The organism is Paenibacillus sp. EB106-04-04-XG159, from assembly GCF_058791835.1.
Map to the genome: position 1 here is coordinate 13,270 of NZ_JBYTDY010000025.1, position 18,284 is coordinate 31,553.

General features: G+C 50.7%; 9 protein-coding genes. 2 read left to right on the forward strand and 7 right to left on the reverse strand.

The annotated features are described in order from the left end of the window. Window positions 1-92: 92 nt before the first annotated feature. The gene (gene pyrG / locus AC3WTP_RS21585; RefSeq protein ID WP_492396688.1) at window positions 93-1,694 is read right to left on the reverse strand and encodes a CTP synthase; all 1,602 of its coding nucleotides are present in this window, start codon (window positions 1,692-1,694) and stop codon (window positions 93-95) included. Window positions 1,695-2,054: 360 nt separating this feature from the next. Then, window positions 2,055-2,615, reverse strand: coding sequence for a DNA-directed RNA polymerase subunit delta (gene rpoE / locus AC3WTP_RS21590; protein WP_492396689.1), 561 nt, complete (start codon window positions 2,613-2,615; stop codon window positions 2,055-2,057). 395 nt (window positions 2,616-3,010) lie between these two features. On the opposite strand from rpoE, the gene AC3WTP_RS21595 reads away from it, so the two are divergent. Then, the gene (locus tag AC3WTP_RS21595) at window positions 3,011-4,165 is read left to right on the forward strand and encodes a S8 family peptidase (protein WP_492396690.1); all 1,155 of its coding nucleotides are present in this window, start codon (window positions 3,011-3,013) and stop codon (window positions 4,163-4,165) included. A 503-nt stretch (window positions 4,166-4,668) separates the two neighbouring features. Here AC3WTP_RS21595 and argS read toward each other — a convergent pair. The 5 genes from argS to speE all read right to left on the reverse strand — a co-directional run bounded on the left by argS (window position 4,669) and on the right by speE (window position 15,616). Beyond that, window positions 4,669-6,324: an arginine--tRNA ligase gene (gene argS / locus AC3WTP_RS21600; RefSeq protein WP_492396714.1), complete on the reverse strand. Its 1,656-nt coding sequence runs from the start codon at window positions 6,322-6,324 to the stop codon at window positions 4,669-4,671. Between the two features lie 86 nt (window positions 6,325-6,410). Further along, window positions 6,411-6,941 (reverse strand): YwiB family protein, encoded by a 531-nt coding sequence (locus tag AC3WTP_RS21605; RefSeq protein ID WP_492396691.1) that lies wholly within the window; start codon window positions 6,939-6,941, stop codon window positions 6,411-6,413. 302 nt (window positions 6,942-7,243) lie between these two features. After that, window positions 7,244-12,976 (reverse strand): S-layer homology domain-containing protein, encoded by a 5,733-nt coding sequence (locus AC3WTP_RS21610; protein WP_492396692.1) that lies wholly within the window; start codon window positions 12,974-12,976, stop codon window positions 7,244-7,246. Between the two features lie 877 nt (window positions 12,977-13,853). Beyond that, window positions 13,854-14,723 (reverse strand): agmatinase, encoded by an 870-nt coding sequence (speB, locus tag AC3WTP_RS21615; protein ID WP_492396693.1) that lies wholly within the window; start codon window positions 14,721-14,723, stop codon window positions 13,854-13,856. A 65-nt stretch (window positions 14,724-14,788) separates the two neighbouring features. Further along, window positions 14,789-15,616, reverse strand: a complete 828-nt coding sequence (gene speE, locus AC3WTP_RS21620; protein WP_492396694.1) for a polyamine aminopropyltransferase — start codon at window positions 15,614-15,616, stop codon at window positions 14,789-14,791. Between the two features lie 263 nt (window positions 15,617-15,879). On the opposite strand from speE, the gene AC3WTP_RS21625 reads away from it, so the two are divergent. Next, the gene (locus AC3WTP_RS21625) at window positions 15,880-17,988 is read left to right on the forward strand and encodes a transglycosylase domain-containing protein (RefSeq protein ID WP_492396695.1); all 2,109 of its coding nucleotides are present in this window, start codon (window positions 15,880-15,882) and stop codon (window positions 17,986-17,988) included. Window positions 17,989-18,284 lie beyond the last annotated feature (296 nt).

The window sequence follows — 18,284 nt, forward strand, 5'->3', positions numbered from 1 at the left end:
AAAATAAGTGAACATCAGCATTGGATACACGCCCAAATGCACAAAGAGCCGTCCCAAACCTAAGTTTAGGACGACTCTTATTCTTCTAATCATTATCCGCGGTGTTTCACTGCGGCCTTGACGAATTCACGGAACAACGGCTGTGGACGGTTTGGACGGGAAATGAACTCCGGATGGAATTGCACTGCCAAGAACCAAGGATGCTCAGGACATTCCACGATTTCAACCAAACGGCCATCCGGTGAAGTACCGGAAATGATCAAACCTGCATTTTCAATAGCTTCGCGATATTCGTTGTTAAACTCATAACGATGGCGGTGACGCTCGTACACCAGCTCATCATTGTAGCATTCCATTGCAAGGGAACCATCTTTCAACTTGCATGGGTACAGTCCAAGACGCATCGTTCCGCCCAGATCTTCAATATCCTTCTGCTCAGGAAGCAGATCGATTACTGGGTATTGAGTGGTTGGATTAATCTCAGAGCTGTTTGCGCCGTCCATTCCTAAGATAGAACGAGAATATTCAATCACAGCAACTTGCATGCCGAGGCAGATACCGAAGAACGGAATCTTCGACTCACGCGCATAACGAATCGCTGTTACTTTACCTTCGATACCGCGGTCGCCGAAGCCGCCAGGTACCAGAATACCGTGTACGCCTGCAAGCTCCTCTGCTACATTAGCATCTGTGATCTCTTCAGCGTTCACCCAACGGATATTCACTTCGGAATTCGATTCGAAGCCGGCATGCGACAATGCTTCTACGATCGACAAGTACGCATCGTGAAGCTCTACGTATTTACCAACGATTGCAATCTCAACTTGCTCTTCCAGCGATTTCACGCGGTCAACAAGCTTGATCCAATCTGCCATGTCTGGATCGGAAGTCTGCAGCTTCAGGTGGTTGACGACAATGTCATCCATGCCTTGCTCATGAAGCATGAGCGGCACTTCATACAGTGTCGAAGCATCGCGGCATTCCACTACTGCATCCACATCGATGTCGCAGAACTGCGAGATCTTGCGCTTCAAGTCTTCCGAGATCGGACGCTCTGTACGAAGGACAAGCATATTCGGTTGAATACCGATGCTGCGAAGCTCCTTCACGCTGTGCTGTGTCGGCTTCGTCTTCACTTCACCCGCTGCTTTGATGTAAGGAATGAGCGTAACGTGAATGTACATCACGTTATCACGACCCACATCGCTCTTCAGCTGACGAATCGCTTCTAGGAATGGCAAGCTCTCGATATCGCCTACGGTGCCGCCGATTTCCGTAATTACAACGTCCGAGCCAGATTCTCTGCCCGCGCGCATAACGCGTTCTTTGATCTCGTTCGTAATATGAGGAATAACTTGAACGGTGCCGCCCAAGTACTCGCCCCGACGCTCTTTAGAGATGACAGAGGAGTAAACTTTACCCGTCGTGACATTACTGTTCTTGGACAAATTAATGTCAATGAAGCGCTCGTAGTGTCCCAAGTCGAGATCCGTTTCCGCGCCATCATCCGTCACGAATACTTCGCCGTGCTGATAAGGGCTCATTGTTCCTGGGTCCACGTTAATGTACGGGTCGAATTTTTGAATCGTGACCTTCAGTCCGCGATTCTTCAGCAGTCTGCCAAGAGATGCAGCCGTTATACCTTTACCCAAAGACGATACGACGCCGCCCGTTACGAAAATATATTTTGTCACTGGTGAAACCCTCCTATGATCAAGTGCAATCATGACAAGTTCTCGGGAGGCTTTGTTTGCAGCATCTAACGATTGCTTGTTTCATGTATCTCATGATGTTATCGTATCCCATTTCAACATGAAAAATAGCTGCCAAACATGCCATAAAAAAACAAAAAAGTGACTCCCGTGGTCACGGGGCACTTTCTATTCATCACTATAAAATTAATTGCCAAATCCAAAGCCCATATGATAGTTTACCTGTTCGCTCGTCCCGTGTCAAGGGTGATAAACATCATAAAAAACATAATGCCGCCTGCGCTCAACTAATGAATAATCGACAGCGCGGACGGCAGCTACAGAGGCATTCATATGAAACGATTAGCGGTCAAGTTTGTCTTCCTCATCGTCATATTCTTCCTCGGCTTCTTCCTCTTCTTCAGCATCCTCGTCCAACTCTTCATCGTCGAGAATAACTTCTTCCTCTTCTTCAACTTCCTCGGTCTCTTCTTCAGAGTAGATCTCGTCTTCACTTTCTTCTTCAACGAAGTCGAAATCCTCGTCACCAGAGTAAGAATCATCATCCTCTGCATAATCGTCATCTTCGATATCGTCATCTTCATCGTTGATGATGCGCGGACGCTTGGAATTACCAGCGATAGCTGCTTCTTCGGAACGATCAACTGGGTACCAGCGCTTCAAGCCCCATGTGTTGCCGCCTACACACGCAAAACGTCCATCAATATTAATTTCCGTATATAGTTGAGCAATGACATCCATAATTTGTTCTTGTGACAAGCCGCGCAGCTTAGCTACTTCAGCCATCAGATCGCGGTAATAATAAGGCGTGTTCGCAGTCTTAAGAATAAGAAACGCCAGGTCTACCATCGGGATTTCCTGCACTTTGTCGGGATCTAGTTTCAAGTCCAATGGGGTGCTCATATCTACACATCCATCCTCTCACAAATGTTCAAACTTCAAGTTCGTTTCAGCATATCTTCTATCAAGATATCCATGTTCACACCTAAGTAAAACCGATTTGTTCTTAAAATGCAAGTTTTCTTCACAGACAGTTCATATGTATGCCATTCTCGTCCTACAATAGGGAAACGCGAAGGGGGTCCCTCCGCGTTCGACTGTATCCGCACTCGAAGGCGTGATGCGCCTCCGACCATGGCGTGCTGAGCCCTTCGCCGGCTCTACTTCATCTTATGTCTCCCAGCTTACTTTGACACGGAAGAAGGCCTAACTTTGGGAAAAAAGGCAGCTATACCAGTCCACCTCCCTTCATAACGCATACGATAACGCACTAGGACCTGTCGGGAGGGGACTCCACATTGGATGTATTGGTCTTTCTCCAGCTATTGCTTCAAGATCTCTCCTTAGGCGGACAAGACAAACGCCCATATCTCATCCGCTTTGAAGATGCCAGACTATATCAGCATTGCGCCGAGGCGCTGCAGCAGGCTGTTCCCGATAATCCTCTGCTTGAGGAGGTACGGGAAGAGCCGCTTATCTCTGCTGTTCGTTGCATGCTGTCCAGAGCGGCATACGAGCGCTTAGCGGCTGATAAAGGCGACTTGTGGATAGAAGAAGATGTCCGCCTCACGATGCATACGGCATCCCACAAGACGGTGTCTTGGGAGCGCGGAATTCCTTGGGGTGTTCGCCAGATTAAAGCTCCTCAGGCTTGGAGTCTAACCACTGGCCACCGCATCCATATCGGTGTTATCGACACTGGGGCGGATTACCGTCACCCCGATCTAAGAAATTCTCTATTGTCCGGCGTCAATCTGGTGCAGCGCGGTACAGCCCCACATGATGACAATGGCCACGGCACCCATATCGCAGGAACAATAGCCGCTTCTAATCAGATGTTCGGCATAATTGGTGTCGCGCCGCGCGCCATGATTCATCCCGTGAAGGCATTCGACAGCAACGGTTCAGCATTTGTATCTGATATTATTGCGGGCATTGATTGGTGCGTGCGCAATAAAGTACACATTATTAACATGAGCTTCGGCATGAAGTCGCGCAGCAAGTCACTGCTGAAGGCGGTAAACAGCGCGTATAATGCCGGCATCACCATCGTCGCCTCGTCTGGCAACGATGCCAAGCGCAAGTCGATTGATTATCCCGCACGCTACAGTCAAACCATCTCAGTTGGCGCAACAGACGTCAATCGGCTGATCGCGCCATTCAGCAATCGGGGCAGCTTCGTTGATATATACGCGCCGGGTGAGAAGATCATTTCCTCATGGTTGAAAAATAAATACCATGAAATGAGCGGCACCTCCATGGCGACTTCCCATGTCAGCGGCACGATTGCCCTGCTGCTTGCCCTGAAACCGGGCTTGAAGCCGAATGATATTAAGACGCTTCTAAAACGAACGGCAACGCCCACCATGAGCCGCACAGCTCGACGCAGCGCGACACGACCAGCGGGTGAAGTCGATGTTGCGCGACTGCTGCGCGACATCAACAATCAATAAAGCGACAATGTCACATTTAATAGTCTTATGTCGGCACCAAGAAACCAATCCTCGGCGTGACGAGACTGCTGCAGCAGTCCGTATACACTTCATGGCCAAGGAGAGGTTTCTTTTTTACATCTATATGCAATATCTTGTGATCAACCAACAAGGGCGAGTGCTGCATCGGGTGAGCCTGCGGACACTTGTGGATACTATCGGACACATTGCAGACACTTGCGGTCACTACCGGACACACAGGCCGTTATTTACGGAATTATCAGCTGTTTCGGCAGCCAAGCGGACCGTGGTTCCGCTATTCGCTCCAATATGGAGGAGAATCGCTCATTCGGATACCCATAACGGCTCCTGTGTCCGCGAAACTCGATAATTTGCCTCATTATTGCAAAATAACGGCTTCTGTGTCCGTTGCAGCGCTGGAAACCGCCCGTCTGCCGCACAACCCAAAGAGGCTGTCCCGCAGTCACTCTCATGACATGCGGGGCAGCCTCCATGCAGTTCTATTACATGCGCTCTGGCGCGGAAACTCCGACAAGGCGCAATACATTAGCAATTACCGTGCGCACAGCGCCGAGCAATGCGAGGCGCGCTTGCGTTTGCTCCGCGTCCTCTGTGATGACGCGCTCAGCCTTGTAGTAGCTGTGAAGCAGAGCAGCTAGCTCATACACGTAGCGAATCAGGCGATGCGGCGCGTATTCGCGTGCCGCGACCTCGATCTCTTCCGGCAGCTCGCCCATCTTGCGGAGCAGATCATATTCATGCTCAGCCTTCAGAGAGCTAAAGTCAACATCAGCAAGCGGCTTAATCGCCACGCCTTGCTCTTCCGCTTGGCGGAAGATGCTGCAGATGCGCGCGTGCGCATACTGCACGTAGAACACAGGGTTCTCATTCGATGTGGAGATCGCCAGATCCATATCAAAGTCGAGATGCGAATCCATCGAACGCATCGTGAAGAAGTAGCGGATCGCGTCCACGCCTACTTCATCCATCAGATCTTCCATCGTTACCGCTTTACCAGTACGCTTGGACATCTTCACCTTCTCGCCGTCCTGATACAAACTAACCATCTGCGCGATCAACACCACGAGCTTGTCTGGATCGTTGCCGAGCGCTTCCATAGCCGCTTTCATCCGCGGAATATAACCGTGATGGTCAGCTCCCCAGATGTTGATCATGCGGTCGAAGCCGCGCGCATATTTGTCGCGATGGTAAGCTACGTCTGGCGTCAGATACGTATAAGATCCGTCATTCTTGATCAAGACGCGGTTCTTGTCATCGCCGAAGTCAGTCGTACGCAGCCAAGTAGCGCCTTCTTCCTCATATACTTTGCCCCCTGCTTTAAGAGCTTCGAGTGCCTTAATAACTTCACCGTTCTTGTATAAGGAAGTCTCGCTGAACCATGTATCAAAATGCACGTTGAAACGCGCCAAGTCACGCTTAATCTTATCCAGCTCTTTTTCCAAGCCGTAGCTGCGGTAATACTCGATGCGCTCCTCATCGGACAGCGATAATAGACGATCGCCTTCCTTCGCTACCAGCTCTTGCGCAAAGCCTTTAATGTCTTCGCCATAGTAGCCGTCTGCAGGCATCTCCGCATCCTGTCCCTGCGCTTGCTTGTAACGAGCTTCAATGGAGTACGCCAAGTTCATCACTTGATTGCCCGCATCATTAATGTAATACTCCCGATTCACTTCATATCCTGCGAAGTCGAACACGTTGCAGAGCGCATCGCCCACTGCCGCGCCGCGCGCATGTCCCAAGTGAAGGCTGCCTGTAGGGTTCGCACTGACGAACTCAACCTGCACGCTCTGGCCATTTCCGATATTCACGCGGCCGTATTCACTGCCTTGCTTGGATACCTCGCGTACAACATCGTAGAGGTAGCTCTTGTTCATGCGGAAGTTAATGAAGCCTGGACCTGCAATCTCCGCGCTTTCGATCGAAGCAGCGGCTTGGTCCAGGTTCTCAATAATCGCTTCCGCGATCTGGCGCGGATTGCGCTTCGCAATACGTGTCAATTGCATCGCGACATTCGTTGCTAAGTCGCCGTGCGACTTGTCCTTCGGCACTTCGATCACAAAAGCGGGAAGCTGTTCGCGCTCGACGATCCCTGCCTTCACAATCGATTCTTCTATTGCAGCTTTAACTGTTTCATTCATCCGTTCAATAACACCGGTATTCATCTTGTTATATCCTCCCTTTGATGACCTTGCTTCGGCTGAGCCGACTATATCTTCGTACACCGCTATAACGATTCACCTGTTATAGGCTGCAAACGTATCTGTATATCAAATCGCCCCGTGCTTCGACCGTCTACATATAAATCATAGCTCCATCTGAGCTTAGCCGGGATGCTGCAGGTTTCACCGTTATCCATTCGGAATGTCTCATCTTCGCGCCGCATCATCCGTGTGCGTGTTTCTAACGGAAACGACAGCACCTTAGAATCATACCGACCGCTGCGCGCGGCACCTTGTGCGAATGACATCTCAGATCTCACGGAACCATTTCTAGTCAGCTTCCACTCATCAGCGCTTATCTTAAGCATCACCGCAGTTTCCTGAACGGAGACGCTATTCTCCATCTGTGAACCACTTCGTCGCTTCACATGGTTCGGATCCTGTACCTGCTCCGTATAACGAAGGTAGAAGCTGTTGCCCTTAACATAAAGGTCGCCTTCAGCTGCTTGCTCCACGCGTTCATCCTGCTGGCGGCTTATGACCGTGATACGGACTCGACATTTATCCGATAGCGGGTTGGAACGTGTTTCACTCATCGCCTGTACCCCTTCTTGACTTAGTCTGATTGTACAATTATCTAGGAAACAGACCGCTTTTGCAACCTTTTTAGGGGTAGCATACTCCCTTTGTTCCCGTACTTCCTTCATTTATTCTTCCATCTGCGTCAAAATGGCAAAAAAGCCCCTCAATCCTGCCGACAAGGCATAAGAGGACTTACCCTATAACGTTAGACAAATAAAAAACACCTCCAAGTTGTACAAATAACGAATACCTTACAATACTCGCATTCTCAACTTGAAGGTGTGTTACCCCTATCTTATATACGGGAGTCAGTTCACTACAGGTTTATCCACTGGATGAGCAGCTTCGCCACTTCTGCACGCGTCATCTCGCCCTGCGGCACGAATTGGTTGCCGTCACGTCCCTGAATGAGCTTCAACGACTGTGCGGCTTGCAGCGAAGGCAGCGCCCACTTCGCGATCTGTTCCTTATCTGCATACGTTAACGCTGTGCTGTCAGCCTCATGCCCGGCAAGCTCGATTGCGCGCATCAGCATCACAATCGCTTCCTGACGCGTCACGCGGTCATTCGGGCGGAACTTGCCTCCATCGCCTTGGACCAGCTGGAGACGAGCCGCTGCCGCCACTTCATCCGCATACCATGCATTGGCAGCTACATCCTTAAACTTAGCTTCCCCAGATCCAGCGGTATCGCTGTCTACTCCATATATGCCTTCCAACGTCCGCACTAGCATTGCCGCAAACTCCGCGCGTGTAACGGACGCATTCGGCTTATATTGAGTGTCCGATACGCCGTTTACCAAACCAAGCGCCGCTGCGGAAGTGATAAACTCCTTCGCCCAATGTCCGCCTACATCCGCAAAGCTTGATAAAGCTGTAAATGTCGCACCCACTAGCTCCGCACCAGTCAACTCCGCCCGTACAGCAGCGCCTTCTGACTTCGCCTTTACAGGCTTGCTGTCAGCCGCTGCCGGCTGCACATACCAAGCTCCGTCATCTGACTTCGCCTTCCACGTCAAGCTCATGCCCTTCATGGCTGAAGGAAGCTGACCTAACTTGCCTTGCGATTCCACATTCGCAGTGAAACGGAACGCTTCGCCTGTCCACGACAGTCCTGAATCAGCCCATAGCTTCGCGTTGGCTGCGAGCTCTTGTCTTGTAAGCGAACTCGTCATGCCTAATACCATTCGCTCACCATCCGATGGGAAATGCTTCAGCATAGAAGCCGGAAGTTCAACCACAACATCCCCCACTTCTATATGCAAGGATGTGCCTTGTGCCGCCGCCGCTTGCATGATCGCAGCGTTCAATCCGAGCTTCCAATCTGTCGATCCCGATGCTCCACCGCTTAATTCCGCCTTCACGGTTACCGTTTGCTGCGGATGCTTCTTAATAGCATCAAGGAGTGACTTCTCCGTTTCCTGACTAAACGCCCATACTCCGTCAGTCAATACCGCTTCTGCTAACACGGTGCTGCCTGTAGAGCCGCCTCCATCAGTTATCCCGCCGCCGTTACTGCTGCCGCCTCCATTTTCACCAGAGCCAGAGCCGTCATCGCCAACCTCTGTCAATCGCCACACCGGAGATCGGGAACTGCCGCCGAATACATCCTCAGCCACCGCATACCAAGCGTAATCCTGTTCCGGATTCAATCCATCCCAGTTCACAGTCGCCTGCGCGCCGCTCGCTACTGGATCAACCGTGCCGATAACATGCTTCGTATAGATGTCCGCACGGAACATATCCGTCTCTACCCGCTTCAGCTTCGGCTCAATATCCCAGTCAACCACAAACTCATCCTTGCCGGGATACTCTGGCGCATCATAGTAGTTATAGTCATCCTTATAAGGCGAGTACGTCTTCATATCAATACGCTCGATCCGCTTGCCGTCAGGTGAAGCCTTGAATTCCAAGAGGCGCATGTAGCCTTCACCGCCTTCTGGTCCACCCTGATAGTCAGCCAGCATCTGATACACGTTGCGATCCGGTGTACCGTCACCGTTGTCGTCAATTGCATCGATCTTCGTTTCCGCATCATGATAATGTCCGCTTAATACCCCGATCACGTTCGGATTCGTCTTAACGACATCCTCATAGATCTGGTTGCCGACAGGTCCGCGCTCACCCGACACGAGCAGATATTCATGGAAATTCAAGATCGCAAACCGATCCGGATGCTGCGCCAGCACTTCATTCATCCACTGAATTTCTTCTTCATAGATGCCCCAGCCCATATACACCATGATGAAATCCATGCCATCCACCGATATCAGATCATAGTGACCGCGATTATCCTTGTAGGAGCCGCCATAATAAGGCTGGTCTTTAAATCGATCCTCACCGTAATACTGACTGAATTTCGAATAGTCCTCATCCTTATGATTGACGTCATGATTACCCGCGAGCACGCCATAAGGAATATCAGCCTCTTCTAGAACCTTCATATATTGATCTGAACGTTCCCACTGAATCTCTTTATCCATCTCATCTACGACGTCCCCTGTATGGAACACGTAGCGAATGTTCTCTTTATCCTTATTTTCCGCGATCCATTTTACTTCTGACTCATAGATGTGCGGATAAGATTCGGAATAGTACTGCGTATCCGACATCCACACCATCGTGAAATCTTCCACCTTCGCTTCGTCCGCAACTGCTGCAGGCGCAACTTCATCTTGGACGATAACGGATATTTTGCGTTCTTTATTCATATAAGGGCCTACAACCGCATGACCATTTAGTGAAAATGAACTCTCACCCGCCACCTGCGAAGCGAGTACATCCCACTTGCTTGTTTCTACATTCCAAGCATACATCGTCACCTTGCGTCCAGGAAGCGACTTGCCCTTCCACTCTACGCTGATCTCATCTCCCGCAGAGACCCGCTCGTCAACGACAAGCTCGAAGCGCTGATACGGGAACTGATTCCACGAGTCATAACGGACGGCTTGACCATCTTCCTGCTGTATAGCAGCGAGCTGCTCCCCTTGAAGCTGCTGCTCGTTCGGCAGCTTGGCTAGCTGCGGCGGCTCCACATCGCTTGCCGCTTGATAGACGCTCATCGTCACGGTATCTGTCGGAAGATACGTAAAGCCTTCATAGAACGATACCTTTAGCGGATCATTCGTTGGATCCTTTACTTGTACGGTGAGACTACCGCTTGTTTTAGACTTGTTCAGTAGACCTGACACCAGCTTCGGGACGTCTGGCAGCTCCGCTTGCACATTCAGCATCGCTGTTCGTTCAGTTACATTGCCAGCACGGTCAGCAGCTTTCACCGCCAGCTTATGCTGCCCAGGAGGCATCAGAGCCGAATGCAATTCCAGCGGCAGAGATACAGGGGTATCGTTCAACGTCGCTGTCAATGTATCGATACCGGACAGGCTGTCCTTGGCATTGGCTTGAACCACGAGTGAACCCTTTACGGTTTCCTCCGCCTTGACATTCAGCTCAAGCTCAGGAGCTGTATTATCAACAACAACTTGAACTTCTTGCTCCTGTCCGCCCTGTTCCGTTACCTTGAGCTTATGCGCGCCTTCTTTAATAGCTGTGGTATCCCACATATACGCATGTCCGTTGAATTTCGGATCGGGAACCGTGAACTGGAAATCATGTTGCTTCTTCATGCCCGCACTGTCGCCAATATCCCATTCCTTCGTCGAATCCATATAGTTGGTATCGCGAATCGTCGTTCCGTCAGCGAGCACCAGTCGAATATTGCGAATCATAAAGTCATCCAGGTTATCGGACTCGTCAAATGTGCCCGCCTTTGAGCCTGCGCGAATCGTGACCGGCACCGTGCTGCCATAGGTCAGCTTATCAGGATCAATCGGCACGGTTAACGTCTGCCATCCGTTAATCGTATCGTCGAATACGTGAATGATCTCTCCATTTAAGACAACACCGTTCTTGAAGAACAGATTCGTCTTATTCACATCAAATGAAAATAGTACCTGCTGCTCCATAGCCGGCTGCAACTGATCCGCAGGAACAGGCACTCCATCAATAGACAGTTGGAGGGTGTTCGTACGTTCAAAGCCGGAGGCTGCCTTGATGCGCTGCTCTCCTGACATGAACTGCCCATCAGCCACGTTCATTCGAAGTCCTTGTTTGGTGGAGCTCTGAATCGGAATGCGCACATCCGGCATCCGCGTAACATGAGTTCCGTCTGAAGCTATCGCGTACAGCTCAACTGCTTCATGACCGATTAGATCAGAGGCTGGAATCGTATAGGACAGCGCCTTATCCGCATTGACCAGGTCAATATTGCGCTGCTCATACGGTTTAGAAGCATCTGTACGATAGAACAGCGTCAAGGTCTTCACACCTTGGTCGTCCGAAGCATCAAACATCAGCTTCAGGTCTTGAGTATCCGGAGCAGCAGATGGCACTTCACGCAGCGACACCTGCGGCGGAGTCGTATCCGCTGGCACCTCGTACAGCTTCGGCAGCTTCTGATAAGGCTGGAGCGTGCCTGGCGTCCCTTTCTCCTTGCCGCCGCTCACCTTAATCATGTTCGGGCGCGTGCTCTCATCGTACTTATAGATGATCGAAGCATCCGCCGTTTTCCCATCAGTAGACGTTGATTCGTCGTTATACGCTGCAACCGAGCGATCCAATCCTGTATTGGTAGAGATCGAGATTGCACGCTTCCCGGAATTGGACATACCATTGTTGTACAAGCGGAACAGATTCACATTCTCTTGGAGATTCGATCCGTAATTAGTGTTAAAGTCCGCTGCCGTTGAGTTGACGTTGTCTGAATTGATAATCCAGAACACGACCGTTTCTCCTGGCGGCACGATGACCGGAACCTCCGGACTCCACCACAGATCTGCCGCTGGACCCTCATCAGGATAGCGGTAACGAATCGTGTAGTCCTTCATATCGACAGGCTTATTGGTAGGATTATAGAGTTCGATATACTCGTATCCGTCCATACCGCCGACATTGGTAGAGTTCACCACCAGCTCTGTAACGAGCAGCTCTGGCACATAGGACGGCATATCGCTAGCTGCCAGAATCGGTACTGTATAAGTCTGAGTATTAACCCGCTGCTGGCTGTCTATCGCTTCAATCGAATATTGAAGTGTTGTTGCGTCCAGAAGCAGATCGGCTGTCAATGTCGCGCTATAAACGGTCTCGGTTACCGTGCTCATCGGTACACGCTGTGGATCTACCATCTTATCCGTCTTGTATTCAACGGACTGAATCCGGCTCGCCTCGCCGCCAGTGATGTTTGCGATGAGCGTTACATCTTCACCGCTATTCGCTAGCGCAGGGGCGCTGTGCTGGACCACAATAGGCTCCATATAGGTGTGCTGATTCTGCATCACCGTCAACGGAGACGCAGGCATCACGCCCAGCTTCATCATCACATTTCCCGTTTTAGGAACCGCGTAGTGCACGCTGTTATTTTTGGAGACATCATCTTTCATATAGGAGACGGATACTATCGGATTGGTGACCGCTATATCCGCTGCTTCTGTGATGAAGAGCGTACGTGCGTCTGTATTTGCCATACCTATCCACTCAGAGTCCATAATGAGACGATCATCCGCGTTCAAGCCGTAGATTTGCTTAAAATCAGCAGCAGTTTTTGTCTCGTTGCCAGCATTTTTCGTCCATATGACAAAGGACTCCCCCGCGTGGATCAAGCGGTCACCCATAGGCACGATAACATCCGGCTTACTCGGATAAGTCGGATATCGATATACTAGGCTGTAATCCTTCGTCTGAATGTCATTCCCGGAATTGTTGTACACCTCTATGTATTCATAGCCGTCTGAAGTACCTAGATTATCCGTGTCGATCATTAATTCGGTAATAAGCAGCGCTGGTACTTGATCGGACAAGCCCACACTTGGCGCAACTGGCTCAGGCTGAGCAATTTCGGTTGGGATAGACGTCTCTATAGTTGATGTCGTGTGTTCTTCATCCAGCGCCATTACAGGCATCATGAGCGATTGCCAGAGCATCGCTGCCACTGTCGCGCTGATGAGTATTCTGCGGTGTCGCACTCTCTTGGAACTGCTAGTCATGTAATCCATTCTCCCCCATCTCCTGATTGGAAATCTAATCTTGATTATTATCCATATCATCAAGAGTAAGGATCATTCGTTCCGAGAATGTTAGCCTCATGTTGATTGTTTGTAAATTTGTCCTCGGGCTATTTATACACCAGAAACAGCCGTCCATGGGAATACTCCCTGTAGACGGCTGTCTGATCTAGTGATTAGGTTACTTATCGTTTCTATGGATGAGCAAACGATACTCAGGCTGCTTAGAGTTGTTGTATAAAGTACAACAATATATGCTGCTTATCGTCTGAATTCATCGAATTGTTGTACAGCATACAACATTATTTCAGCAATCATCGTACTTGAAGCGATCAAAGGCGCACATTGTTGTATTTCGTACAACTTTTTGCCCTATTCCGAAGATATTATCGGAAAATGTTGCAGTTCGTACAACATTTTAATCCGAGCATTAACAATACCCTCCCACCTAGCAACAATAAATCGTAACCGCGGCAACCGCATGACGTAACAGATCGTCAACGTTCATTCATAGGCTTTCATGTACGATTGGCCGCTCATGATGAAGATGCATGGCGCGTCGGCAGCGATATGGATCACAAAAGATACTCGGTTGACCCATGTTAGCGGACACAGGAGCTCTTATTTACTCCAAAACCACCTGTTTCACCGTTATTGCGGACTGTGGTTCCTTTATTTGTGACAAATTAGACCCTATTACCTCTCTATTGAACAAATAACGGCTTTTGTGTCCGCACAACCTCAGGTTGGCCCTGTTTTGTCAACAATAGCGTCCCTACGGTCCGCTCAAATCACGGTGCCTCACTATGCCAGCAACACAAAACACGCCCCTTCTCCATAGGAAGAAGGGGCGTGCATTCAAGATTATTTACTTTACGAAGCCGAGCAGCATCTCGCGAATCAGCTTGCTTGCCGCGATCGGCGTCTGTTCCGTCGGATCATAGATCGGTGCGACTTCTACCAGGTCGCAGCCGACTACATTGGCATGCGAGCCTGCGATCAGATGCACCGCCTCGAGCAATTCCTTCGTCGTGATCCCGCCGATCTCGGCGGTGCCTGTGCCTGGTGCGCAGCTTGGATCGAGCACGTCGATGTCGATCGTCACGTAGACAGGACGGCCGGACAAGTCCGGCAGCACCTTGCGCAGCGGCTCCGCAACTTCGAACGGATAGAAGTTGATATGCTCGCGCGCATACGCCCACTCCTCACGAGAGCCGGATCGGATGCCGAACTGATAGATGTTCTGCGGTCCGATCAGCTCTGCCGCTTTACGCAACGGCGTAGAGTGAGACAGCGGCTCGCCCTCATAATCTTCACGCAAGTCAGCGTGAGCATCGATGTGAATGATGGCGAGGTCCGGATACTTCTTATATACCTCTTGAAATACCGGCCAAGAAACGAGGTGCTCGCCTCCAAGACCGATAGGGAATTTATCGTCTTTCATCAAGCCTGCAATGTACTCTTGAATGACATCCAAGCTGCGTGCTGCATTGCCAAACGGCAGCAGCAGATCGCCCGCATCGAAATACGTGATGTCCTCCAGGCTCTTATCCAGATAAGGGCTGTATTCTTCCAAGCCAACCGATGCTTCCCGAATACGGCCAGGTCCGAAGCGCGAGCCGGGGCGGAACGACACCGTATAATCCATTGGCATGCCGTAAATGACCGCCTTGGAATTCTCATAATCATCCGAGCTCAGAATAAACACGTTGCCGGAATATCTTTGGTCTAATTTCATTCGCAATCTACCTCCCTGAAACCCGCTTGCGGATCTGCGTATACCAATAGCTATATACGATTTATTTACTTGATAAGATCTTCAACGAACTTCGGCAGTACAAATGCCGCATGGTGCAAGCGCGGAGAATAGTACTTCGTGTCGATCTCCGGAATGCTGTTAGCATCCATTTTCAACGGATCATGGATCTTGCTTCCCATCGTAAATGTCCACAGACCGCTTGGGTACGTCGGAATGTTCGCGCCGTATACGCGTACGATCGGGAAGATCTCCTTCACGTCGCTATTTACTTGCTGAATCAGATCTGCCTTGAACCAAGGATTGTCCGTTTGCGCAACGAACAGACCGTCTTCCTTCAACGCTTCATAGATGCCTTGGTAGAAACCGCGCTCGAACAGCGGCGCAGCAGGACCTACTGGCTCCGTAGAATCAACCATGATGACATCATACTCATTTTTGCTATTTAAAATGTGCATATATCCATCATTTACAATCACTTCTACACGCGGGTTATCCAGTTCGCCTGCGATCGTAGGCAAGTATTTCTTCGAGTATTCGATAACTTTGCCGTCGATCTCAACCAGAACCGCCTTCTCTACAGACGGGTGCTTCATAATCTCGCGTATAACACCGCCGTCTCCGCCGCCTACAACGAGGACCTTCTTCGGATTCGGGTGCGTATACAAGGCAGGGTGCGCTACCATTTCATGATAGACAAACTCATCTTTAACCGTTGTCATCACCATGCCGTCCAATACGAGCATTGTTCCGAATTCTTCGGTTTCTTGCATCACAAGATGCTGATACGGCGTCTGCTCTGTTACATATGTTTCCTTAATCTTTGCCGTAATGCCGAAGCTCGGCGTTTGTTTTTCCGTGTACCACAATTCCATTAAAATCAGCCTCTTTCTCCGGTGACCGGTAATGTTATCGCTGGTCCAGCTAGAAATGCTCGTAATGGTTCCCATCTGTTTCATTCGTAACACTTCGTCCTTTATACAACCAAACAAGAGCTATTATATAAAATCCCCCCCAAAAAGCAACAACAAATTCAATTAAGTTCCATGATCTAGAATATCCGACAATAAGCTGCCCCATACTGAGAAATGAAAGGAATTGATTTAATTACATTCCGTTTACACATTACACATGCAAAATGGAGGCGGCGCCCGTGGCCGACACACCGAAAAAGCCCCATCTTTCCCGTCGATTATCGCGTTCATTAACCGTTCGAAAACGCTGGCTGATTGCGCTCTATTGCAGCTTAGGTCTGCTGCTTCTAGGAATACTAACGAGCGCGTCTACCCTCGGTTATCTATACGTAGCGGACTTACCCGTCTCTCAGATGCAGCAGTCATCTGAGCTTCTGGATCGAAACGGCAAGCCGCTTGCTTTGTTAGCTTCGGGGCGCACGCTGTCGCGTCATGTCACGTTAAAGGAGGTTTCCCCGGATGTCGTGTCCGCGACGCTGGCGACAGAAGACCGCAAGTTCTATGACCATTGGGGCATCGATGTAAAAGGAGTCGCTCGAGCTATGCTCGTGAATCTGGAGCATATGTCGAAGCAGCAAGGAGCAAGCACGCTGACGCAGCAATTGGCGCGCAATCTGTATTTGTCACACGAGCGAACATGGACGCGCAAGGTCAAGGAGGCGCTCTATGCCCTGCAGCTGGAGATGAAGTACAGCAAGGATGACATCCTCGCCATGTACCTGAACAGCATCTATTACGGGCATGGAGCGTATGGCATTGAATCTGCGGCGAACCTTTACTTTGGCAAGTCAGCGCGAGAGCTGAACCTTGCCGAGAGCGCTATGCTGGCGGGCATTCCGCGAGGACCAAGCTACTATTCCCCTTGGATCAATATGAAGAATGCCAAAGATCGGCAGCGGATTGTGCTGCAGAATATGGTCGATACGGCCGCAATCACGAAGGAGCAGGCGGATCGGGCCTATGCGATGACGCTCCACTTCCGAACGTCCGAGCAGCGCGACGAGACGATCGTCGCTCCGTACTTCCGCGATTATGTGCGGAAGGAGCTGATCGCGCTCGGTCTGACGGAAGAGGAGCTGGATACGGGCGGCCTGCTCATCTACACGACGCTGGATATAGGCGCGCAGCAGGCGGCTGAAGCCGCTGTCGAAGCGAATATCCCCGCGGAAGGGGACCTTCAGGCCGCGCTCGTGTCCATTGATCCGCGGAGCGGCGATATTAAAGCGATGGTAGGCGGCAAGAACTACCGCGAGAACCAATTCAATCGCGTGTTCGCGGATACTCGCCAGCCGGGCTCGACCTTTAAGCCGTTTGTCTATCTAACGGCGCTGGAGAAGAAGGCGCTGACGGCTGTCACTCGATACACGAGTCAGCCGACGACCTTCCACTATGACGAAGGCCGACAGGAGTACAAGCCGAGCAATTACGGCGGCAAGTATTACGGCGACATCGACCTCAGGCAGGCAATAGCGGCCTCAGACAATATTTACGCCGTCAATACGATCATGCAGGTCGGGCCTGAGAAGGTGGTCGAGATGGCGAAGCGGCTTGGCATTCATACAGCCATGAAGCCGCTGCCGTCGCTCGCGCTGGGCACATTTCCGATCAGCCCGTTTGAGATGGCTTCAGCCTACGGCGTGCTCAGCAACGCTGGCAAACGCGTGGAGCCGCGCGCAATTCTGTCGATTACAGACCGCAGCGGCAAGCTGCTGTATAAGGCGCCGCCAGCGGCAGCCAAAGAGATCGTTGAGCCCGCACAGGCTTACGTGCTCACCAATCTGATGGAGAGCGTATTTGAAGCCGGCGGCACGGGCAGCCGAGTGTCTTCGCAGTTGAAGCGGCCTGTCGCTGGGAAGACAGGCACAACCGATGCCGACTCCTGGATCGTCGGCTATACCGCGGAGCTGTCGACCGCCGTCTGGGTCGGCTACGACCGTGGGCGCAACATCACGCTGACAGACGGTCATCTGTCAGCGCCGATCTTCGCGCAGTATACCGAGCAGGCGCTGGTGAGCGTGCCGCCAAAGCTGTTTCCGATACCGGACAATGTTGTAAGTGTCTATATCGACCCTGCTACCGGCACCCTCGCTGGCGAGGACTGCCCAGCCAAGCGGTTGGAAACGTTCGTGCTGGGCACCGAGCCCACTGCTTGGTGCAGCGAGCATAATGCGAGCGGCGGGTCTAATCCGCCAACAACCCGAGACTCCAAGGCAACCGAAAAAGCCGAAGAGAAGTCTTGGTGGATGCACTTTAAACGCTGGTGGAAAAGCTAGAATATGAAAAGGACCACTGCAAGCATCGCATGCCGCAGTGGTCCTTTTCGTATTCATAATTGTTATTTTACTACCTCTTTAGTTTTTTCTACACGCCAAAAAGACTGCTGTAACAAGGTTTTCATCTAAAGTGACCAACCTCGTTTATTAAAAACACAAATTAATGAAAACGCTTTCTATGCAGACAAAACTTCCGCTCTATATAATAACTTCTGTAAGCAGGAATCAGCCATATACATGCCAGGGGTCTTCAGAAGTCATCGGTTAGGTTCTATGTAATGAAATATGAGGGAGGA